At 42.6% G+C, this 21,872-nt stretch carries 22 protein-coding genes; 14 read left to right on the top strand and 8 right to left on the bottom strand.

Annotation, left to right across the window (positions count from 1 at the left end; genetic code table 11):
• Nucleotides 1-136 precede the first annotated feature (136 nt).
• Genes IRJ18_RS05990 through IRJ18_RS05965 form a run of 6 tightly spaced genes read left to right on the top strand, consistent with a single transcriptional unit; the run spans nt 137 to nt 8,333 of the window.
• Nucleotides 137-3,238, top strand: coding sequence for a tetratricopeptide repeat protein (locus IRJ18_RS05990; protein WP_194105285.1), 3,102 nt, complete (start codon nt 137-139; stop codon nt 3,236-3,238).
• A 17-nt stretch (nt 3,239-3,255) separates the two neighbouring features.
• Nucleotides 3,256-5,106, top strand: a complete 1,851-nt coding sequence (locus IRJ18_RS05985) for a TonB-dependent receptor domain-containing protein (protein ID WP_194105284.1) — start codon at nt 3,256-3,258, stop codon at nt 5,104-5,106.
• Between the two features lie 40 nt (nt 5,107-5,146).
• Nucleotides 5,147-6,355, top strand: coding sequence for an HU domain-containing protein (locus IRJ18_RS05980; protein WP_194105283.1), 1,209 nt, complete (start codon nt 5,147-5,149; stop codon nt 6,353-6,355).
• 10 nt (nt 6,356-6,365) lie between these two features.
• On the top strand, nt 6,366-7,073 hold the full coding sequence (locus IRJ18_RS05975) for a MotA/TolQ/ExbB proton channel family protein (RefSeq protein ID WP_228072578.1): 708 nt from the start codon (nt 6,366-6,368) through the stop codon (nt 7,071-7,073).
• A complete protein-coding gene (locus tag IRJ18_RS05970; protein WP_194105282.1) occupies nt 7,070-7,468 on the top strand; it encodes an ExbD/TolR family protein in 399 nt (132 codons plus the stop codon). The genes IRJ18_RS05975 and IRJ18_RS05970 overlap by 4 nt, the downstream gene beginning before the upstream one ends.
• 55 nt (nt 7,469-7,523) lie before the next feature.
• Nucleotides 7,524-8,333: an energy transducer TonB gene (locus IRJ18_RS05965; RefSeq protein ID WP_194105281.1), complete on the top strand. Its 810-nt coding sequence runs from the start codon at nt 7,524-7,526 to the stop codon at nt 8,331-8,333.
• On the opposite strand, the gene vapC is transcribed toward IRJ18_RS05965, so the two are convergent.
• The gene (gene vapC, locus IRJ18_RS05960; RefSeq protein WP_194105280.1) at nt 8,330-8,731 is read right to left on the bottom strand and encodes a type II toxin-antitoxin system VapC family toxin; all 402 of its coding nucleotides are present in this window, start codon (nt 8,729-8,731) and stop codon (nt 8,330-8,332) included. The two genes, IRJ18_RS05965 and vapC, sit on opposite strands and share 4 nt — an antisense overlap.
• Nucleotides 8,731-8,910, bottom strand: coding sequence for a type II toxin-antitoxin system VapB family antitoxin (locus tag IRJ18_RS05955; protein WP_194105279.1), 180 nt, complete (start codon nt 8,908-8,910; stop codon nt 8,731-8,733). Before IRJ18_RS05955 ends, vapC begins: the two co-directional genes overlap by 1 nt.
• Nucleotides 8,911-9,008: 98 nt before the next feature.
• On the opposite strand from IRJ18_RS05955, the gene IRJ18_RS05950 reads away from it, so the two are divergent.
• From IRJ18_RS05950 to IRJ18_RS05940, 3 genes are all read left to right on the top strand, one after another.
• The gene (locus tag IRJ18_RS05950; RefSeq protein WP_194105278.1) at nt 9,009-10,319 is read left to right on the top strand and encodes a bifunctional folylpolyglutamate synthase/dihydrofolate synthase; all 1,311 of its coding nucleotides are present in this window, start codon (nt 9,009-9,011) and stop codon (nt 10,317-10,319) included.
• A 9-nt stretch (nt 10,320-10,328) separates the two neighbouring features.
• Nucleotides 10,329-10,925 (top strand): tetratricopeptide repeat protein, encoded by a 597-nt coding sequence (locus IRJ18_RS05945; protein ID WP_194105277.1) that lies wholly within the window; start codon nt 10,329-10,331, stop codon nt 10,923-10,925.
• Between the two features lie 68 nt (nt 10,926-10,993).
• Nucleotides 10,994-11,848, top strand: coding sequence for a hypothetical protein (locus tag IRJ18_RS05940; RefSeq protein WP_194105276.1), 855 nt, complete (start codon nt 10,994-10,996; stop codon nt 11,846-11,848).
• 61 nt (nt 11,849-11,909) lie between these two features.
• On the opposite strand, the gene IRJ18_RS05935 is transcribed toward IRJ18_RS05940, so the two are convergent.
• Complete coding sequence (locus tag IRJ18_RS05935; RefSeq protein ID WP_194105275.1) at nt 11,910-12,512, bottom strand: helix-turn-helix domain-containing protein; 603 nt, start codon at nt 12,510-12,512, stop codon at nt 11,910-11,912.
• A gap of 97 nt (nt 12,513-12,609) precedes the next feature.
• Here IRJ18_RS05935 and IRJ18_RS05930 point away from each other — a divergent pair, with 97 nt between their 5' ends.
• Both IRJ18_RS05930 and IRJ18_RS05925 read left to right on the top strand, forming a co-directional pair.
• Nucleotides 12,610-12,816, top strand: coding sequence for a YwbE family protein (locus tag IRJ18_RS05930; protein ID WP_194105274.1), 207 nt, complete (start codon nt 12,610-12,612; stop codon nt 12,814-12,816).
• A gap of 95 nt (nt 12,817-12,911) precedes the next feature.
• Nucleotides 12,912-13,598 carry a DUF1345 domain-containing protein gene (locus tag IRJ18_RS05925; RefSeq protein WP_194105273.1) on the top strand — a complete coding sequence of 229 codons (687 nt, stop codon included), beginning with the start codon at nt 12,912-12,914 and terminating at the stop codon, nt 13,596-13,598.
• A gap of 114 nt (nt 13,599-13,712) precedes the next feature.
• On the opposite strand, the gene bla is transcribed toward IRJ18_RS05925, so the two are convergent.
• Nucleotides 13,713-14,534 (bottom strand): class A beta-lactamase, encoded by an 822-nt coding sequence (gene bla, locus IRJ18_RS05920; RefSeq protein WP_194105272.1) that lies wholly within the window; start codon nt 14,532-14,534, stop codon nt 13,713-13,715.
• 161 nt (nt 14,535-14,695) lie between these two features.
• On the opposite strand from bla, the gene IRJ18_RS05915 reads away from it, so the two are divergent.
• Nucleotides 14,696-15,973, top strand: a complete 1,278-nt coding sequence (locus IRJ18_RS05915; RefSeq protein ID WP_194105271.1) for an MFS transporter — start codon at nt 14,696-14,698, stop codon at nt 15,971-15,973.
• A gap of 94 nt (nt 15,974-16,067) precedes the next feature.
• Nucleotides 16,068-17,690 (top strand): amidase, encoded by a 1,623-nt coding sequence (locus tag IRJ18_RS05910; protein ID WP_194105270.1) that lies wholly within the window; start codon nt 16,068-16,070, stop codon nt 17,688-17,690.
• A gap of 23 nt (nt 17,691-17,713) precedes the next feature.
• Here the strand turns inward: IRJ18_RS05910 and IRJ18_RS05905 are convergent, their stop codons facing one another.
• Nucleotides 17,714-19,351: a glycoside hydrolase family 28 protein gene (locus IRJ18_RS05905; protein ID WP_194105269.1), complete on the bottom strand. Its 1,638-nt coding sequence runs from the start codon at nt 19,349-19,351 to the stop codon at nt 17,714-17,716.
• A gap of 172 nt (nt 19,352-19,523) precedes the next feature.
• Between IRJ18_RS05905 and IRJ18_RS05900 the strand changes: the two genes are divergently transcribed.
• A complete protein-coding gene (locus IRJ18_RS05900; protein ID WP_194105268.1) occupies nt 19,524-20,447 on the top strand; it encodes a DUF72 domain-containing protein in 924 nt (307 codons plus the stop codon).
• Nucleotides 20,448-20,607: 160 nt separating this feature from the next.
• On the opposite strand, the gene rplT is transcribed toward IRJ18_RS05900, so the two are convergent.
• The 3 genes from rplT to infC all read right to left on the bottom strand — a co-directional run bounded on the left by rplT (nt 20,608) and on the right by infC (nt 21,871).
• On the bottom strand, nt 20,608-20,952 hold the full coding sequence (rplT, locus tag IRJ18_RS05895; RefSeq protein WP_194105267.1) for a 50S ribosomal protein L20: 345 nt from the start codon (nt 20,950-20,952) through the stop codon (nt 20,608-20,610).
• 75 nt (nt 20,953-21,027) lie between these two features.
• Nucleotides 21,028-21,228, bottom strand: a complete 201-nt coding sequence (gene rpmI, locus IRJ18_RS05890; RefSeq protein WP_173413919.1) for a 50S ribosomal protein L35 — start codon at nt 21,226-21,228, stop codon at nt 21,028-21,030.
• A 76-nt stretch (nt 21,229-21,304) separates the two neighbouring features.
• Nucleotides 21,305-21,871, bottom strand: coding sequence for a translation initiation factor IF-3 (infC, locus tag IRJ18_RS05885; RefSeq protein ID WP_194105266.1), 567 nt, complete (start codon nt 21,869-21,871; stop codon nt 21,305-21,307).
• Between the last annotated feature and the right edge of the window lies 1 nt (nt 21,872).

The following is a 21,872-nucleotide window of genomic DNA, read 5'->3' as shown; positions in this document are numbered from 1 at the left end:
AATAAACTTTTCCACACTTATACCATCCGTTGACTTAAGTTCGTTAAAAAAGTGTTTTCCACATTTGTGAATTACTCCTGTGGATTACATCTTTGCGGAAACGCTATTTTAGCACAAATTATATCATACCTACTATATGATGAAACTTAAGTACATCGCTTTTATACTTCCAGTTTTTTCCTTGTCAATGCTTTATGCTCAGCAAAACCCTGCGGGCCAGCTATATAGAACTTACCATACTGCTACCGAGCTAATGGACAAAGGCAAATATGTAGCTGCAGCCGAGCAATTCAGGCTGGTTGAAAAAGCTAAGATCGGAACTGCTACCCAACCCGATTTTGAAACATCGGTATCCCTGTTAAAGGAAAATTCGCAGTACTACGAAGCCTTTTGCGCGCTTGAATTGGGTAATGACGATGCCGAGAGCATGTTTTTACGCTTTATTAAAGAGCATCCTGAAAACCCATTAACCAAACTGGCTTACTTTCAAATAGGTAAATCGTACTTTAAACAGGGTAAATACCAGGATGTACTGCGTTGGTACGATAAAGTACAGGCATCAGATTTGAACGGCCGCGAAAATACCGAATACAAATTCCGTAAAGGCTATGCCTATTTTGCTACAAACGATTATAAGAACGCCCAGCTTTTATTTAGCGAAGTAAAAGACAAACGGTCGCCTTTTACCGAGGATGCAACTTATTATTTTGCCTACATAGCCTACCTGAATAAAGATTATCACCTGGCGCTTGTAAATTTCGAACGGTTAAAGGATTCTAAAAAATACAGGGACAGCTATCCCTATTACATTACCGCTGTTTACTTTTTAGACAAACGATATGATGATGTATTGAATTATGCCATCCCTATCCTGAACAGCACACACCAAAAGAATGAGACGGAGATGTTCCGCATTGTAGCGGCATCGTACTTTGCCAAATCCGATTATCCTAACTCAGTAAAATACTATTCAAAATTTGAAGCACAGGATAACGGCCGTACACAAAACACGCAGGACAGTTACCAAATGGGTTATGGCTATTACAAAATTGGTGAATACCAAAAGGCCACCGTTCAATTGGAAAAAATGGTGGATAAAAGCGATGTTTACGCCCAAAATGGTAATTATACCTTAGGCGATGCCTTCTTAAAACTTAACAATAAACAAAGTGCCCGCAATGCGTTCCTGGTAGCATCTAAACTGCCTTTTGATAAGCAATTACAGGAGGATGCCCTGTACCAATATGCCAAGTTATCTTACGAACTTGATTTTTATACCCAGGCGCTGGAAGCTACACGTTTGTATTTGAAGAATTATCCACGGTCAGCCCGTCAGGATGAAATGAAGATTTTACTGGGCGAAGAATTGTTAAGTTCACATAATTATCGCGAAGCAGTAGAGATACTGGAACCCATCCCTAACAAAACCCAAAGCGCCAAAGTAGCCTACCAAAAAGTAACCTATTACCGCGGGCTCGAGTTTATTAACGAACGTGCTTTCGAAAATGCTATCGGCATATTCCTTCGTTCGTTGAAATATCCGATGGATAGCAAAATTGAAGCGCTGACAATGTATTGGATGGCTGAGGCGATGTATGAAGTGCGGAAATACAATGAATCGGTACAACGGTTTGAAACTTTTCTGGATATGCCCGATGCACCGGAGACCGATGTATATAATTATGCTAACTATGCATTGGCTTATGCTGCATTTAACGGCGAGCAGTATAAAAAAGCGGCTACTTACTTCGAGAAGTTTTTAAACGGCGACGAGAAAGACCCTAATACAATTAACGATGCTTTAACACGTTTGGCCGACAGCTATTTTGTAATGAAAAGCTATGGCAAGGCTATGGATTATTACAATCGCATTATAGCCAAACATAATAAAACCGAAGATTACGCCATGTTTCAGCGTGGTATGATCCAGGGGTTACAGGGATCGCCGGATGCTAAGATAAGTACCCTAAATGAAGTACTGAACAAGTTCCCAAGCTCAGATTTTGCCGACGATGCCGCTTTCGAGATCGCCTATACTTATTATGTAAAGAACGATGGGGATAAAGCTAAATCCGACTTATTATCTATGATAGATAAATATCCGCGCAGCAGCTATATCCCGCGCGCGCTGGTAACTATTGGGTTGATAGATTACAATGCCGATAAAGAGGATTTGGCTATTGAATCGTTTAAACGGGTGATCAAAGATTATCCGCAAACAGATGAGGCCAGGCAGGCTTTGAAACAGATGGAGAAAATATATACCGATAAGGGCGATGCGCAAACTTTCATCAACTACGCCACTACCACCCCTATTGGTAACTATAGTTCGGCCGAACAGGAAGCCATTATGCAAACTGCCGCTAACAATCAATACTTGAAAGGCGATTGGCAGGGAACCGTAGCGGCCGTTAATGCTTATTACGATAAGTTCCCAAAACCGATATACGAAAAGCAAATGCGTTTTATCCGCGCCCAGGCTTTGGTTAATTTGAAAAGGCCGGATGAAGCCGTACAGGATTATAATGTAATATTAAACGACTGGACCAGCGCCTATTCAGAGAAAGCGTTGATCAGTATGTCGAAACTATATCTCGACCAGAAAAAATATAATGAAGCCATTGTATTCCTGAAACGCTTAGAAACAAATTCGGAATACAAAGCGGATTATACGTTTGCCATAAATAACCTGTTATTGTGCTATTCGCAAATAGGACAACCAGACGATGTGCTGAAATATGTTACGCTGGTACGCGGTAATGAGAAATCGGCACAGGAAGATAAATTCAGGACAGGTTTATATGCCGGCAAAGCTTACCTGTTAAAAGGTGATACTACAGCGGCCGTAAATGAGTTTGACTATACCGTTAGCAATACTAAAACCGTTGCCGCTGCCGAAGCCAAATACAACCTGGCCCGTATAGAGTATTTAAAACACCAGTACAAAGCATCACAAAAAACTTGTTTCGATTTGGCTAAGGAACTGTCTAACTATGATTACTGGGTAGCTAAAACCTTTGTATTGCTGGCTGATGATTATATAGCATTGAAAGATAATTTCCAGGCCAAAGCCACCTTACAAAGTGTAATAGAGAATTATAAAGGCGATGACGACGTACTGCCCGAGGCTAAAGCCAAACTGCAAAGAATTGCGCCGGGCAGTGTAAAGGAAGAACCCAAAACAGCCCCTGCCGATAGTACGCAACAGAACGAGGTAAAGAAAACCGGTAATAACTAAAAGAAGGAAAACACGCAATGAAATTTAAATATATATACGCGCTGCTGATTTTAGGAATGGCATTATTTTTTGCCCCTGCTAAAGCGCAACAAAAAAAATCGACAACAAAACCCAAAACTACAGTTAAACCGGTGGCCAAAAAGCCAGCTCCTAAGCCTGTAACTAAAAAACCAGCAGCAGCACCAACAAGGTCGGCCGCGCAAAACCTGGGCGATGCCGCTTCTAAAATAGCGCAGGATACCAGTAAAAAGGCCGGTCAAACCGGCATTAATAACCAAAGCCTGTCCGAGGAGATCATTGTAACCACGGCCTACAAACCGGTGCTGGCCGATGCGGTGAAAATTCGCCGCAATCCGGATCTGGATGATAAAACGCCGTTTAAAGCCCCGCTGGCTTACAAGCCCATAGATAAACGTCTGGAACGCAATACCGATATTAAACAAATGGAGGCTGTAAAAATGCCTGCAGAATTGGATTCGGCTTTGTATAACAACCTGGTTAAAGCCGGTGCAGGTAACCTAAAATCTACCTATGCCGAACTGTATGTGAACAACGGTCGCGATGCTGCTTTGCAAACGGGATTATACGTAAAACACTTTGCGCAGGCAGGTGATACTTATGCCAAACAAAACCAAAGCAAAGATGAGATCGGCGTGTTTGGTAAAAGCGTGGGCGAAGTAAATAGTCTGCATGGCACCATTGGTTACAAACGTCAGGGAAATTATTTTTATGGTTATAATAAATTCGATCCGCCTGTTACGCCAATTAATCCTGCCAAACAAACCTTTAATACCTTAAGCGCAGAAGGAGATCTTACCAAAAACTTTAAGGATATTGAAAAGGATTTTACCTATGCCTTAAAGCTGAACGGTTATTTATTTAACAACGCTTTTCATGCTAAAGAAAGTAATGTAGTATTATCCGGTTTCATTAATCAAACCGTAAAACAATTTTATGCCGGCTTAAATGCTTCTGTTGATCTGAGTACTCAGAAAGACTCTTTGTATTCCATCGGTAACAACCTGGTAAGGGCAAACCCCTACCTGAAATTTCAAGGCGAGAATTATAAGATAGACGCGGGTATCAATATTGTAAGCGAATTTGTTTTTTCATCGCGCTTATTTGTGTTCCCAGCTGCACGTTTAGAAGTACAGATCATCCCTAAATATGTACGCCTGTTTGCCGAAGCAAAAGGTGATGTAAACAAATCATCACTAAAAGACTTTTCTGAAACCAATCCGTTCATAGGTCAGAATATCAATATTAAAAACTCGGTTGATCAGTTAGACCTTGCCGCAGGTTTAAAAGGTACATTAGCGCCTGGATTGGGCTTTAAGGCTACCGTATTCCGCAACGATGTAAAGAATATGCCGCTGTTTATCAGCAACTTCAATTTCACCAACGGATACAACCGCTTTAACGTTATTTACGATGGCGGAAAGGCCACAGTTACTGGTTTTAATGGTGAATTAGACTTTAAAGCATCCGATGACCTAGATATTTTTGGCCGGGTAGAAATAAAGGATTATAAAATGGCTACTGAAGCACAACCGTGGAACCTGCCTAAGTTTAAACTAAGCGCAGGCACCAATATTAACATCAGTGATAAGGTAAAGTTAATGGGCACATTGCTGTTCAGGGGCGATACCAAAGACCTGGTTGCCGACCCTGCATCGGGCGTGGGTGCTACCAGGGTAGTTTCATTAAAATCATTTGCTGATATTAATGCAGGTGCCGAATACAAAGTGAATAAACGTTTGGGGATATTTTTACAGGCCAACAATTTATTAAATGCAACCTACTCATCGTGGCTGTATTATCCCGACTATGGGTTCAACATTATTGGTGGTGTAAGTTATGGTTTTTAAAGCCTTTGATGTTTTATAATTTACTGTTACTTTTAGCCACATGGATATAGCCTATTATATAAGCGATCTGCTGGGGCAGCAAGGCGAATTAACAGTACCTAATTTGGGTTACTTTGTACAAATTCGGACAGCTGCTTACTATGATAACCATGAGAAAAAGTTTTACCCGCCGCATTATTCGGTACAATTTGATCCCCAGATAATTGATGAGGACGACTCGCTGGCTAATTATATTGCCAGTATAAAAAACATATCGCAGGCATCGGCCAAATACTTTATTGAAAAGTATATTTCCAACCTGAAAAGCCAGGCTATGGTGGAAAATGTGGCTTTTGCACAATTGGGCTCATTCAGTTCGGATGGGTTAAAATTGGCCTTTCATTCTAACCCAAAACTGGATGACCCGGCTTTTTTTGGCTACAAACCCCTTGACGCTTACCGTGTGGGCGAAGCTGCCGCTCAAAAGCCGGTAACACGTACAGATGAATTAACGGAAAAAATTGAAGAAGGGCCAATAGCTCCCGTAATTGAAACCCATGCCCCTATAATAACCCAACCAGATACCGACTTACCGGTTGAAACAGAAGTGCCTGCCGAAGAATATTACGAAGACGAGCGCCGTGGAATGAGTGTTTGGCTAATTATCCTTATTGCCTTTACTGTAATTGTTATTGCCTTGGGTGCACTATATAAATTCAGGCCCGATACATTCAATAAGTATGTTAGCCTCCTTAACAAGTCGAATACAACCCAGGCACCCAAACCGGTGGTCACGAAAAAAGCAGATAACGATACTTTACAACTTAAAGAACCCGTTATTATTGACGATAGTACAGCCCAGGCAGATACATCAACAGCATCAGCTAAACAGCCTGGTGTTAAAAAAACGGAAACTGTTACTGAGGTAAAAAAACCGGCAGTTGTAACACAAACCCCGGTGGCTAATACGCCGCAGGCAACAGCACCGCCTGTTAATACCACCGTTGGCGACGTAGTACCAAAAGGATCATGGGTGATATATTCGCTAACGTTCCCTACCAGGTCACAGGCTGATAAACGCATTGTTGAATTAAAAAGCAAAGGCTTTACCGAAGCCCGGTTATTAACCGATAAGGTTTTTAGAGGTGGTAACTATAAGGTTATACTTGGCGCGTTTAAAACCCGTGCCGAAGCAATGGACAAACGAACCGAATTATTAGGTACCAATAAATTAAGGGCTTCCGAGCTATCTGTTGAACCATATAAATAAACTAATATAAATGACATTTTTAATGCTAATAGCCGATACGGCAAAACAAGTTATTGATACCGCCAACCATGCTATAAACGCGCCGACTATTCCACAGGAAGAACTACGCTTTGGCGACCTGTTACTAAAGGGCGGTTGGGTAATGATACCGCTGGGTATACTACTGGCATTGGCGCTGGTTATGTTTTTTGAGCGTTATTTTACCATACGGAAGGCGGCACGCGATGAATCCAGCCTGATGGGGCAGGTAAAGGCCAGCATTATTGCCGGCAAGCTTGATTCGGCTATTGCACTTTGCCGTAACAGCAATACACCATTGGGCCGTATGCTGCAAAAAGGCTTGCTGCGCATTGGCCGCCCTATAAAGGACATTGAAGGCGCTATCGAGAACATTGGCAAGCTGGAAGTATCCAAGCTGGAAAAGAATATTGGCATTATTGGCATTGTAGCCGGTATTGCGCCCATGTTTGGTTTTATAGGGACCATTGCCGGTGTAATTAAGATCTTTTATGATATCTCTAAAACAGACAATATCAGCATGGGAACTATCTCGGGTGGTTTATATCAAAAAATGATCACATCGGCCGCGGGGTTAATTGTGGGTATTATAGCCTATGTATGCTACCAGATACTGAACATGATGGTAGATAAAGTGATCCTGAAACTGGAAACCGACGCTATTGAATTTATCGACCTTTTAGAAGAACCGAGCAAATGAATTTAAGGAAAAGAAGCAGGCGGGCCTCGGCCGAGATGCATACTTCGGCCATGAACGACATCATGTTCTTCCTGATGTTGTTCTTCCTTATTGCATCTACGGTAACCAACCCCAACGTGGTAAAGCTGGTGTTGCCTAAATCATCAAGCGGGCAATCTATCTCTAAAAAAACCATTAATGTATCTATCAGTAAAGACCTGCAATACACCGTTGATAAAAAACCGGTAAAAGTTGAAGACCTTTCTAATACGTTATCGGGCTACAAATCGTTAGCTAAGGAATTGACTATTGTATTATCGGTTGATAAAACCGTAGCCATACAGGATGTAGTACAGGTAATGGATATTGCACAAAAACTAAATATTAAAATGGTACTGGCAACTGTGCCGAAATAAAGTATTAAGTTCCAAGTAAGGACTTTTGACTAACGACTTTTGACTAACGACTTAAATGGAATATCAACAGCAAGAAAATAACTATCCAAAAGCGTTTTTAGCTACCGGCATTATTATGGCGGTGCTTATGGCTTTGTGTTATTTTATTGTTTTTAAAGCCCCACCTAAAGAAGCTGACGGTATTGGCGGCATATTAGTAAATTATGGTACTACTGATGAAGGTTCAGGTAGTGATATCACCAGTGTGGAGGAACCATCTGTAGCTGAGAAGGCCAACCATGTAGCACCAACCAAGGTTACCCCCGAGCCACCAACGGATAAGCCTACCCCTACCGAAAAAAGCGACCAGAACGTAGTGACTCAAAATACTGAAGACGCGCCCGTGGTTGCGGCCAATTCTAAGAAACCGAGCACCACAGTAGCTACACAAGTCGCTAAACCTGTGGCTAAACCTACAGTTAATCAAAACGCGCTGTACAAAGGCCCAAGCAAAACCGGCACCGGTGGCGGCGATGGCACAACCGATAAACCTGGCAATCAGGGCAGCCCGAATGGTTCAAACTTGGTTGATAATTATGGCCCTGGCGGTTCGGGAAATGGCGGCTTAAGCATGCCTAACTGGCATTTTGTAAACCCACCGGACGTGAAAAATATCCACCGTGTGCCCGGCAAGGTAGTTATAGACTTCACTATCGATCAAAATGGCAACGTATTGGAGGCCCATTCTAACAAAGCCCAAACCCGCGCCGACCTTGACCTTGTGCAAGGCTGTATAGATGCTATTAAGAATACCCGGTTTACCGCATCCAAACCAGCTTCGGGCAATACTAAAGGCAAGTATGCTTTTATATTTAAGGTAGATTAAAATTGCACTGCTTCTAAATCGGTGTTTGATGCGATAAAGTCAAAGTCCCTATCATCATGCAATAAGGCTATCTTATTTTTTATCGCATAAGCCGCAATCAGGCAATCATTCGGCTTTCTAATGGTAATTCCATTATGACGCAACTTCCTGTAGATGGTTGCAGCTTCAATACTCAGTTGATATGGTTCGTCCCTTAGCTGCAATACTTCATCAAAAAAGTTGACTGTTATCTTAAAGTCTTTATCTGTTTTAATCCCTTGCAATACTTCCTGCACAATAACGGGGCAAGTCGCAATAAGTGTGTTAGACAAAATATCTTTTAAATATAAGCTTGCTTTAGTTGGGTTGCCTTTAAAAAAATTAACCCACACAGACGTATCAACTAATAAAATATTCATTATTCGAAAGCCTTGTCATCAATTTCAATTTTACCCCACAAATCACGCAACTTACTTTGATTCTCTAATTGAACTAATAATTGCAAAGCTTTTTCAACCACTGCTTTTTTCGTTTTGATCTTAGTTAACTTTTGAGCTTTAAACATCAAATCTTCATCAATATCTATATTAGTACGCATACACCTAAATTTTAATATTTATACACAAATATACTTAAAAAATATTCATGATATAATTTAAATACTTTTAACTTTGCGCTACCATCGCCCATAATTACATGGACTACCAACAAACTCTCGATTACCTCTACAGCCAATTGCCCATGTTTTCGCGGACCGGCGCGGCGGCTATGACCAAAGACCTAACCAATACGTGGGCGCTGTGTAAGTTGCTGGATAACCCGCAGGATAAATTTAAATCGGTACACGTTGGCGGAACAAATGGCAAGGGTTCCACATCGCATATGCTGGCTGCTATATTGCAAATTGCGGGTTATAAAACCGGGCTGTACACCTCGCCCCACTTGCGCGATTTCAGGGAACGCGTGCGCATTAATGGCCAGATGATAGCGGAACAAGTTGTGACAGACTTTGTGGCCCGGCACAAAACCGACTTTGAAAACCTTAAACTTTCCTTTTTTGAAATGACCGTAGGCCTGGCTTTTGACACATTTGCTAAACAGCAGGTGGATATAGCCATTGTTGAAGTGGGCTTAGGCGGCAGACTGGATAGCACCAATGTGATCAACCCTTTACTATCCATTATCACCAATATCGGCTGGGACCATATGAACCTGCTGGGCAATACCCTACCCTTAATAGCTGGTGAGAAAGCGGGTATTATAAAACCTGGTGTTCCGGCAATAATTGGCGAACATCAACCGGAAGTGGCTGATGTTTTTATCCAAAAGGCCTATCACGAAAAAACAAAACTTAGCTTTGCTTCAGAGGAATGGATTTTAAGTTCTGAGTCTGAAATCGAAAGTCCAAAGTTGAGCGAAAATAGCTTTCGCGATGTCGATGTTAAAAAAGAAGGCTTTACCCTTAAGACTTTAAACTTAAGACTTGACCTAACCGGTACCTACCAATTAAAAAATCTTAAAACTATACTGTCTGCTGTTGAAGAACTGCGTTTGCAGGGTTTTAACATTAGCGATGAACACATTAAAACAGCTTTAAAACAAGTACGTGCACTCACCGGGTTAAATGGGCGTTGGCAGATTATCGGTCACGACCCGCTAACCATATGCGATACCGGCCACAACCCTGACGGCATACACGAGGTGCTGAAAAATATTAATGCTATAACTTATAATAAGCTGCATTTTATATTGGGCATGGTGAATGATAAGGATATTACAAAGGTGCTGAAAATGCTTCCCCCTGATGCTGTTTACTATTTTTGTCGCCCCGATATACCACGCGGCCTCCCGGTAGAAGAATTAAGCAGCCAGGCAGCAGATTTTGGGCTAAGCGGCGACATGTACCCTTCTGTTATGTCGGCGTTGATAGCGGCGCGTTATGCGGCTGATAAGGAAGACCTTATTTTTGTAGGAGGCAGTACTTTTGTGGTGGCCGAGATCGTTTAACCTGTATCTATGCTTAAAAAACATACACTTCTTTTGCTTATCCTTTGTACAACTATCCTTGTACACGCACAAGAACATAAAACTGCCTATGAGGACTATGTGGACTTTAACTTATTAAGGTTTCAGGGTGATACCCCAAATGCTTTAGATGCCGGCGTAGCCTTGCTGGACAGTGTGGACAAATTATCACCCAAAATACGCATCAGTTTTTATAATAGCATGGGCAAGCTATATGAAGATAACCGCCAACCCGAACGCGCTGCACCCTATTATGAAAAAGTGGTTGCCGCCGTGCCTAATTATTACGTGGCCCACCGTGCTTTAGGTTATATCTATCTTACACCGGCAAATGAATTATCTGCCAAATTAAACGGTAAAAAAAGCAACGACCCTGCTTTTAAGACACTGAAAGCCCAATATATTGCCGCCGCCAATAAAGCGCTGAAGCATTTGGAAAAAGCACAGGCCTGCGACCCAAGCGACGATACACTTGAGGCCATTAAGACGCTGTACAAAAATATGGGAGATACGGTAGCATTAAACTCGCTTGATGAGCGGTTGAAAAGTATGGGTAAAGATTGCCTGGATATTTTAAGCGATAACTGAAAGGTCTCAAAAAGCGGTATTGCTTTAATAATAAAAACGTTATCTAAAACTGTTATTTAATCTCTGGTATGCGCGATTATAGTTCAATAAGCCCCTCGGCTAAAGGTTTGTTATTAATGAAAGGCCTCACCGATATCCCTTTCATGGCAGATGCAGTTAAGCTGGTTTGGGGCCACGGCGCAGATGCAGCTTTAGACAAAAAAGGCCAAGACACTACGTTCTTAAAACGCCTGATCCATTTCGAGGCGCGTTATAAAGCAGTAAACAATTTGTTGGAGTCCCTTGGAGGGGATAATATATTAGAAATATCCTCAGGCTTTTCCTTCCGTGGGTTAGATCGTGCTTTGCATTATCCCCAGGTTACCTTTATAGATACAGACCTGCCCGGTGTAATTGAAGATAAGAACGATATTATTAATGACCTGATCGCAAACCGCTCACTTGATTTACAAGGTGAATTGTTAGTGATGCCTATGAACGCGCTCGACGAGGCGAGCGTTACTGAAACCATCAGTCACTTCCCTCCCGGACCGCTAACTATTTTAAATGAAGGTTTGCTGGTTTATTTTAATACAGAAGAAAAAAAACAGCTATGCCATATAATACGGCAGGTTTTAACAGAACGTGGCGGATATTGGATAACAGCGGACATCTATATCAGGATAGATGGGGTGCGGACGGCTTCCGATCAGTTCAGTCAATTCCTTAGATCGCATAATGTTGAAGAAAACAAGTTTGAGTCTTTTGAACAAGCTGAAGCTTTTTTTGCAGAACAAGGCTTAAAAATTCACAAAAAAGCAGATGGCATACAGGGACAGTTATCGTCTCTGAAATACCTATCGCCGGATATTATTGATGAATTGTCGCAACAAGCAGCCAATATGGGCCGGATACGTGAAACGTGGGCATTGGTCCCGGCTTAAATACAACGTGTTTTGATAACCTTATTGCAGCTGAAACCAATAGCTAACGGACAATTAAGTGTTACCTGATAAACCTGATCACTGGCCAATATTTCACCTCTTTATGCATTAATACCCGTACGGTATTAATGATAGCCATTACCATGTTATAAAATGGAAATATTATAATAGATAGCAATAGAAGTTCGGGTAATCCTAAACCTATGTCGGGTGACAGTGAGCTAAATAGCCTGCTGCTAAAAAATATGATAAAAACTACCCAGATCAGGAAAGCAATAGTCCAGGTCAGCTGAAAATTCAATATTCTCTTTCCTGCGTTATTGATATCAGGTTGCGTATCTTTTTTAGCCAACCATAGTATTAATGGAATTATCAAACCTAAAAATGGAAAATAAACAAAGCAGGAGGCTAATGCCGAAAGGCACATTAAAGCAATATAGCCATTGCTACTTATTGATGGCTCTACACTTATCAATTCGTCTATTCCAACTTCCAAAGCCTTTGCCAGCCGGTTAAGTGTATCGCCCCGGGCCTCGGTTTCGCCATTCTCTATACGTTGTACCGTGCGCAAACTTAATTGTGCCAGGTCGGACAGATACTCCTGCGAATAGCCTTTGCCATTGCGCAGCAATTTTATTTTAGTGCCGAGTATATTTTTTTCCATAACACAAAGTAAAGTAGCACCTAAGTTATTTTCCTAAAACTTGTTTGCGTCATTTTTATGACATTTGGGAAATTAACTACAATATATACGAATAACCATGAACGGCCAAAACAGAAAAGACATATATCCGGGATTAGAGGTTGACATCATCCTAAAAAAAGACCAGCGTACCGGCACCCTTACACGTGGTTTTGTAAAACGCCTGCTTACCAGCGCAGCCTACCATTCCCGCGGCATAAAAGTCCAATTAGAAGACGGGCAGGTTGGCCGTGTAGCACATATTGTAGATGAAGATGATTTTTAATATACTATTGTAACAATAGTTCATAGTTTCGGGTTAACTAAAACACTTATCTTTATAACCATAATCTGTGAACTATTTACCATGACTATCTGCTCATGACCAAAGCCCCTACCCGCCACGCATTATTTACTATGGATGCCCACTACCGCTTTTATATATCGCTGGTAGTCGCCGTCATTACATTCTTTTTTATCCGTACATCACTGTCTACTATAGGCGTAGTGCTTTTAACATGGTCGTCGTTCGCGTTAAGCGTCATTATTATGGATTGGATATTGATATTTACTTGCCACCCTAAAGAAGTACGCAATGTTGCCCGGATAGAAGATTCCAGCCGTACACTTATTTTTATATTTGTAATAGGCGCGGCATTAGTAAGTTTAGTATCCATTTTGTTTTTGCTTAAATCCGATAAACAGCTTTCACAAGCACAAATTACCGGGCATGTGATATTAAGTATGATATCGGTTGTGGTATCATGGTGGCTGGTACATACCATTTTTAGTATGCGCTATGCGCACATGTTTTATAGCACCAACCCCGATGGCGCTGGTAAAAAGCCTTTAGGCGGCTTAGATTTCCCCGGCGGTGAAGAGCCTGATTATCTTGATTTCGTGTATTTTTCTTTCGTTTTAGGCACCACTTTCCAGGTATCAGATGTAGAGATATCATCCCGCCGCATACGTCGCCTGGCATTGATCCACGGCCTTATAGCCTTTGCGTTTAATACTGCCATATTAGCGTTAAGCATCAACGTAGTATCCGGGCTGGTATCCCATTAATCATTACCTTTATAATAGGTATTACGCTGTTTATGAATAAATTATTATCCCCGATCTTACCAAAGCCTTGCAAACTGTCATCATCGGGCAAAAGCTAAAAATCACAGGGGAGTGTTACTTCTTTACAAATTCATCGTACGCGGCTTTTGCAATCCGGGCAATAACCAATTCGCGTGTGGTAATAGGATCATAAGAATCGGTAATAAAAACAGCCACGGCAAGGTGATGGCCATTGGGTAGGATAATTATCCCAACATCATTAGTAGCTGCACTCAGGCCCTTATCATTGGTACCCGATGTACCGGTTTTGTGGGCCACAGGCGTGCTGGCAGGCAGCAGGCCTTTTAAACGTTTTGGCCCGGTTGATGTGGCCAGCAAAATGCGCATCAAAAATTCATTGCTTTTTTTAGATAAAGGCCCACCATGATAAATCAATCCCAGTAATTGTATTTGTGTATACGGCTGGCACCAGTTAGTATACTGCACCGGCCAGGCCGCTGCCATCTGCGCTTCGGTTGCTTTAATGGCAATTGGGTTAATACCCAGGCCATGTATAAAGTTCTCTATGGGTTGCGCACCGCCCAATTGCTTCATTAAAATATCGCAGGCGTTGTTATCACTTAGCGAAACCATATAGGTCAGCAACATTTCCAACGGTACATCAACATTCCCATCAGGATATTTATCGCGTAGCGGACTATAAGTTGGCGGTAGATCGGCTTTAGTAATGTGTATCTGCTGGCCAAGTTTAAAATGGCCCAGATCAATCTCGTGCATCATAGCCATGGCTATAGCAAGTTTGGCTACGCTATGCAGTACATAGCGGTCGTGGTTATGATAAGTTAAGGTATCGCTATTTTCCAGCAGGCTTATCGCCACCCCTACTTTCCCGCTTGATGCTTTGGCAATTCGGTCAATTTCTGACCGTAATGGCATATGTTGCGCATGAGCAGTAAAGGTTGATAAACTTAGCAAAATAAGAGCCGTAGATAATAATTTGTGCATAACCAAAACTAACAACTTTAGGCGACGATTTAACTTAGGGGGTAATTTTAAACCTTATAAATTCTATCTTAGCCTAACACATCTGTCATTCCATGCAAGCACAACAAACCACCACCCATCGTATCTGGTCAATTATTGGCGGCTCGTTAGGGAATTTGGTTGAGTGGTACGATTGGTATGTATATTCGGCCTTCACCCTATACTTTGCAGGCAGCTTTTTCCCTTCGGATAACCAGGTGGTGCAGTTATTAAACAGTGCGGGTATTTTTGCCATCGGTTTCCTGATGCGCCCGGTTGGTGGCTGGCTGATGGGCACTTATGCCGATAAAAAGGGCCGCAAAGCCGCCCTCACGCTATCGGTATTGCTGATGAGTGTCGGCTCGTTAATGATTGCGGTAGTGCCGGGCTATAAAACCATTGGCATTGCCGCGCCCATTGTGTTAGTATTGGCCCGCATTATCCAGGGCCTGAGTGTCGGCGGCGAGTATGGTACCAGCGCCACTTACCTCAGTGAAATGGCCACAAAAAAGCACCGGGGCTTTTACTCCAGTTTTCAGTACGTTACATTGATCATGGGTCAATTATTGGCGCTTGGCGTATTGGTGCTATTGCAGCGCGTTTTCCTTACCGAGAAAGAATTGCATCAGTGGGGCTGGCGTATCCCCTTCGCCATAGGCGCGTTTTTAGCGGTTACCGTAATGTATTTACGCCGCAGTTTGCAGGAATCGGCCAAATTAGATGAAGTAACCCACGCCGACCGCGGAACACTTAAAGCGTTGGCCAAACACCCTAAAGCGGTACTTACTGTTGTTGGTTTAACCTTGGGAGGTACAGTGGCTTTCTATACATTCACTACCTACATGCAAAAGTTTTTGGTGGTTACATCAGGCTTTAGTAAGAATACAGCTACACTAATATCAACCCTTACGCTGGTGGTGTTTATGCTGATACAACCTTTATTTGGGTTACTATCTGATAAGATTGGGCGCAAACCCTTACTTATTGCTTTTGGTGTTTTGGGAACCCTGTTAACTATACCAATTATGCTGGCGTTAAGCGGTACACACCAATCCAACCTGGCTTTTTGGCTGTTGATGGCGGCGCTTTTGATCGTCAGCGGTTATACCTCTATTAATGCCGTGGTTAAAGCCGAATTGTTTCCGGTACATGTGCGCGCATTGGGCGTGGGGTTTCCCTATGCTATAGCGGTTTCTGTTTTCGGCGGCACTGCTGAATATTTTGCCCTCCTTTTTAAAAATGCCGGTCATCAGGAATGGTTTTATTATTACGTCACCGCCTGTATCGCTATTTCGCTGGTGGTTTATATAGCTATGGGTGATACCAGGAAGTATTCTAAAATGGAAGATTAATCCACCAGCAATTATGATTTTTTGTTATACGATGCGTGCGGTATAGGGATTATGTCCGAAAATCCATAAATTTAGCTAAAATATATCTGCTATTATGCACAGAAGAAGTTTCCTGAAAAATAGTTCATTAGCCGGTTTGGCTATCACCGCCGTGGCAAGCGGCTCATGCAATTTAATTTCATCTGATAAAAAAGAAAGCGGGGACGATGTCGTTTTCGACGACAAATTTGAACTGAATGAAGTCACTATAGATACGTTACAGGAAAAAATGAATGCGGGTACTTACACCTCGCGTTCTATTACCGAACTATATCTGAAACGTATCGAGGCGATAGATAAAAAAGGGCCAAAACTAAATTCGATCATAGAACTGAACCCCGATGCACTGGCTATGGCCGATGCGATGGATAAAGAACGCAAAAACGGTAAAGTGCGCGGCGCTATGCATGGTATCCCGGTATTGGTGAAAGACAACATTGATGTAGCCGGCAAAATGATGACCACCGCTGGGGCATTAGCGCTGAACGGGCATATTGCTGCTAAAGATGCCTTTATTATTACCCAATTGAGAGAAGCCGGTGCTGTAATTATAGGCAAAACCAATTTAAGCGAATGGGCTAATTTCCGTAGTAACCGGTCAACCAGTGCATGGAGCAGCCGTGGCGGACAAACCCGGATGCCCTATATTTTAAACAGGAACCCAAGCGGTTCAAGTTCGGGATCAGGATCGGCAACGGCAGCCAATTTATGCACCGTAGCCATAGGCACGGAGACGGATGGCTCGGTAGTATCACCGTCATCAGTAAATGGCCTGGTGGGCATTAAACCAACCGTGGGCCTGTTAAGTCGCACGGGCATTATTCCTATCTCTAAAACTCAGGACACTGCCGGGCCAATGGCGCGCACCGTAAAAGACGCGGTGATACTGCTGACCACCCTTGCGGGGATAGACACTACAGACGCGGCGACCTTAACCAGCAAAGGACAAGCTCAGCCTGATTACACCAAGTTTTTAGATAGCGCCGGGTTGGCCGGTAAACGCATAGGCATTGAAAAATCATTTTTGAAAGGTAATGAGGCGGTAGTAAGCTTGTTCCGCGAAGCGATACAGGTGTTAAAAAGCAAAGGTGCTAAGGTAAAAGAGATCGATCTGCTTAGTCAATTAAAAGAAATTGGCGATGGTGAATACCAGGTGTTATTATATGAATTTAAAGATGGGGTGAACAATTACTTAGCCGGTGCAAATGCGAAGGTAAAATCTCTGGCCGATGTAATTGCTTTTAATAAAGCAAACGCCCATGATGCCATGCCTTTCTTTAAACAGGAAACGCTGGAACTGGCACAAACCAAAGGCGATTTGAATACCAAAGAATACCTTGATGCCCTGAAAAAATCTACAGAAACATCGCGAAACGCTATTGATACCATCTTAAAGAAACATAAACTATCAGCTATAGTTGGCCCTACCAACGGCCTGGCCTGCTGCATAGACCTGATCAACGGCGATTATGATACCGGTTTTTCGTTCTCGTCGCCTGCCGCTATGGCCGGATATCCGCATATTACGGTGCCTATGGGCGAAGTGCTGGGCTTGCCAATGGGATTGTCCTTTATTGGTACAGCTTATAGCGAACACGAGCTGATTAAACTGGCTTATGGCTATGAACAAGCATCCAAACGCCGCGGCATGCCTACTTTCAGACAGAGTTTGATATAAATCGCAATGCCGCGGTGGTTTTATTACTTTACCTTAACAGCTCCTGCTGCACTACCTGCCCCCACTTTTACATTCTTTAAATCGGTATCCGATACGGTTATCCCTTTACTTTTTTCGCCAGTAGCGTTGATCAACGTATTCACATTGGCATCAAAGCTGATATTTTTCAGGCTGATATCCCAGGCGTTATTCGCGGTGATCAGTGTTTTTTGTGGCGATAGGATCTTCACATTATCCATAGTAATAGTTGATGCCTCGGTTATATCTACCGGTTTAGTCGCTGAAAGTACTACATCGCTGAAATGAATTTTGCTTACCGGCCTCTCAGGCAGCCCCGTAATAGATATAGCCGATTTTGCCCCACTGCCATAAACGTGGCTGATATAAAAATCGCTGAAAATTGGGGTTTTGCTGTTTACCTCAAACTTTTGCCCGGGTTGGGCAGGTTTTTCATCCTCGTAATAAGTACTGAACAAAACAGCTTCGTTTAGTATATCATGCATATAAACATTGTCTATATAAATATCACGTACCGGTCCCCCGCGGCCACGGCTGCTTTTTACCCGGATACCCACATCGGTATTTACAAAATTACAGTTGGTTACGTATACATTTTGCATACCGCCATCGGTATTGCTGCCTATCACAAATCCACCATGGGCATGATAAACAATACAATCGGCAATAACAATGTTTTTTAACGCAGCATCATTCAGCGCATCACCTTTGCCACCGCTCGATTTCATGCAGATGCCATCATCGCCCGCATGCACAGTACAACGGTACACTACCGAGTTTTTGCAGGATGACAGATCTATCGCGTCACCGTTTTGTGCCCAGTATTCATTAAATATGGTCACATTACGGATGATCATATTGGTACAGTTCTTTGGATTCAAGGCAAACTGTGGCGAGTTTTTAAATGTCGGCCCGTCAATCAGCACATTCTTACTGTTTTGTACCGATACCATAGTAGGGCGCAGAAAGTCGCGCGCGGGCAGGTAATCCTGCGCGGTTGGATTGGCTTTTCCTTTCAGGGTTTTCAGGTATTCCTCGCCTTCCATAGCTTCTTTTGTAGGCCAAAGCATACTGCCATCCTTACTTACAACACCGCCGGCCTTTAACATATCCGACCAAAGTGTTGGCGATGCTTTGCTTTTTTTCAAAGGGCGCCATGTTTCACCGCCGCCATCATAAACGCCTTCGCCGGTAATAGCTACATTTTCCAATTTGGTTCCCGATAGTAGTGTTTGTGCTTTGCCATTAACAATTGGGTATAGTGTATGGTCGGTACTGAAGGTAATCAGCGCACCACGGTCGGCATGCAGGTTTACATTACTTTTCAGTTCAATTGGCCCTGTAAGCCATAATCCCGGCGGAATCAATACCGTACCGCCGCCGCCTGTACTACAGGCCGTTATCGCCTTTTCAAACGCGGCGGTATTTAACGTTTGGCCATCAGCTACCGCACCGTAATCTTTTATATTATAAATTTTGCTGTTAAAATGTGGCTCGGTAACCGCGGGCATTTTAAATGGCGCGTGGGTTATATAGTATTCCATATCGTGCCCGGTGGATTGCTGGGCGTTGGCATAGTGTACAAACAGCAGGGAAACTAACGCCGCTGTAGCAGGCCATTTTAGCAGGTTCTTCTTCATCATTTGGTTTATATATCCCAAATAACGCTAAAAATAAAACCCGTTAGTGTATACTAACAGGTAAAAAACTACGCAAACGATTGCGGGGATACCCCATGAAAAAATTATGCGAAAGTTTTTAATAGCGGTGATCTGAACGAAATATTACTTAATTTTCGAACTAAATACTATTACCATGGAATTTGGCCGCATCGCTCCCGAACAACTACCGTTTACCGATTTTTCTTTACCCCCCGACCCAGCTATAACCACAGCTACATTGGCTGCTGCCAAAGGTAGTGGCACTGTGCAAGTACATGTAGGCTGCGCCAAATGGGGCCGCAAGGAATGGGTAGGCAAAATATATCCGCCTAAAACCAAAGACGCTAATTTTTTGGATGAATATGTTAAACACTTTGATTGCATTGAACTTAATGCCACCTTTTATCAGGTTTATGGTCCCGAAACTATTGCCAAATGGAAAGAAAAAGCGACGGTAAACCCCAACTTTAAATTTTGTCCAAAGTTTTCGCAGAGCATCAGCCACATCCGAAGGTTAAAGAATGCTGATGATATTACCACGCAGTTTTATGAAGGAATTATGGCGTTTGGCGAAAAATTAGGGCCTATATTTTTGCAATTGGGCGATAACTACACGCCCAAAAGTTTCCCTGAATTAAAAGCCTATTTGGAACATTTACCTAAAGATGTACCAGTGTTTGTTGAGGTACGACATAAAGAGTGGTATGCCGTGACCGAAACACGTGAATTGTTATTCAATACACTGAAAGAATTGGGCATAGGCGCTGTTATAACTGACGCTTCGGGCCGGCGCGATTGTGTGCATATGGAATTGCCCATTCCGCATGCGTTTATCCGTTTTGTTGGCAACAGCCTTGATCCTACCGATTACAAGCGTGTTGATGAATGGGTAACCCGCATTAAAAGCTGGGCCGACCAGGGCTTGCAATCCGTGTGGTTTTTTATGCACCAGCATGATGAGCGCTACTCGCCAGAGCTGGCTGATTATGTAAGTGATGAACTGAATAAGGCTTTGGGCTTGAATTTATTGAGGCCTACGTTCATTGACAGGGATAAAGGGCCGACTTTGTTTGATTAAAGCCTTTGTCATTGCGAGCGATAGCGTGGCAATCTCGTAGTTTGATTAGCATACTACGAGATTGCCGCGTTGCTCCGCTCCTCGCAATGACATTTTAAATTAAAATAAAAAACGCCCCTTGAGATATCAAGGGGCGTTTTTAATGTTATTTAGCGTTAGCTTATTTTACTGCATCAACAACTGCTTTGAAAGCATCAGGGTTGTTCATAGCTAAGTCGGCTAATACTTTGCGGTTTAAACCAATTGATTTAGCATTTAGTTTGCCCATTAATTGTGAGTAAGAAATACCATACTGGCGTGCACCAGCATTGATACGCTGGATCCACAAAGCGCGGAATTCTCTTTTCTTGGTTTTACGGTCGCGGTAAGCGTATTGTAAACCTTTCTCTACTGTGTTTTTCGCAATGGTATAAACCTTGCTGCGTGAACCATAGTACCCCTTTGCGAGGTCCATGATCTTTTTGCGTCTTCTTCTTGACGCTACTGCGTTTACTGAACGTGGCATGTTACTGTTTTTTGGTAGTGAGTGTCCTTTGCAGGAACTTGTCGAACTCGAATACCTGGGTTAAAAATTAATTAATTACTTTCCGATACAAAGCATACGTTTTACGTTACCCATGTCAGCATCAGATACTAAGCTGGTGTGACCTAAGTTACGCTTACGTTTAGTAGACATCTTGGTTAAGATGTGGCTTTTGTATGCGTTCTTCCTTGCGATTTTACCGGTTCCAGTAAGCTTAAAACGCTTTTTTGCACTGGAATTGGTTTTCATTTTTGGCATAACTCTGTTTGTTTTTATTAGACGTATTAACCTATACGTTTTCTTTTATATGGTGCATCACTGCACGTTTAATTAATTACTTTTTTAAAGCTTTAGGCGCCACGGTTAAAAACATCCGTTTCCCTTCCAGCTTTGGCAATTGCTCTACTTTGCCCACTTCTTCCAAAGCCTGTGCAAAGCGCAGCAATAATATTTCGCCCTGCTCTTTGTATACAATGGCACGGCCTTTAAAGTGTACGTATGCCCTTACCTTTTCGCCCGATTCCAAAAACTTAGTAGCATGTTTCAGCTTAAAGTCAAAGTCGTGGTCGTCGGTGTTCGGTCCAAAACGTATCTCTTTAATAACGGTTTGCTTGGCGTTATTTTTTATCTCTTTCAGCTTTTTCTTCTGTTCGTAAATGAACTTGTTATAGTCCACTATCTTACAAACAGGCGGAACCGCGTTCGGAGATATTTCAACCAGATCCAATTCCTGCTCCTGTGCTAATGCCAGCGCATCCCTGAGTGAGTAAACACCCGTTTCAACATTTTCACCTACCAGGCGCACTTCCTGTGCCCTGATAAATTGATTGATGTTATGTTCGGCTTCCTTCTTTTTAAAAGGTGGCCTCGGACCTCTGTTAAATGGTTTGTTTAATGCCAAG

Origin of the sequence: Mucilaginibacter boryungensis, from assembly GCF_015221995.1 — a bacterium.
Taxonomy (GTDB): Bacteria; Bacteroidota; Bacteroidia; order Sphingobacteriales; family Sphingobacteriaceae; genus Mucilaginibacter; species Mucilaginibacter boryungensis.
The sequence above is the reverse complement of the archived record's forward strand: the minus strand, read 5'-3'. Positions and strand labels throughout refer to the sequence as shown.